Source organism: Kineococcus deserti (assembly GCF_050871945.1).
Lineage (GTDB): Bacteria > Actinomycetota > Actinomycetes > Actinomycetales > Kineococcaceae > Kineococcus.
Window position 1 is genome coordinate 1 of the sequence record NZ_JBJLSI010000081.1, and the last position, 503, is coordinate 503.

A 503-nucleotide genomic window follows, 5' to 3' on the forward strand; every position below is an offset into this window, starting at 1 on the left:
AGGCCGGCGCCGAGGCCGCCGCCGACAAGATCTCCAGCGAGTTCGGCACCGCCGTGCTCGGGCTGGCGGCCGACGTCACCGACCAGGCCTCCCTGACCCGGTGCGTGGAAGCCATCGCCGCCGCCGGCCTGCCGCCCGTGGGCGCGCTGGCCAACATCGCCGGGGTCGCCTCCCCCACGCCCTTCCTGGAGGTGGACCTGGCCGAGTGGCACCGGGTGCTGGGCGTGAACCTCACCGGGACCTTCCTGGCCTGCCAGGCCTTCCTGCCGCAGATGATCGAGAACGGCTACGGGCGCATCGTCAACATGTCGTCGGTCTCCGCCCAGCAGGGCGGGGGCGTGTTCTCCAAGACGCCCTACTCCGCGGCCAAGGCCGGCGTGCTGGGCCTGACCCGTTCGCTGGCGCGCGAGATGGCTCCCCACGGCATCACGGTCAACGCCCTCAGCCCGGGCGTGGTGGACACCGACATCCGCGCCGGGGCCACCGACGAGGCCAACGAGGCG

1 protein-coding gene is annotated in these 503 nt (G+C 73.4%); it reads left to right on the plus strand.

Features of this window, described 5'->3' with window-relative positions; translation table 11 throughout:
• Positions 1 to 29 precede the first annotated feature (29 nt).
• The coding region (locus tag ACRYR2_RS25015; RefSeq protein ID WP_432565711.1) for an SDR family NAD(P)-dependent oxidoreductase at positions 30 to 503 on the plus strand (474 nt) is incomplete at its 3' end.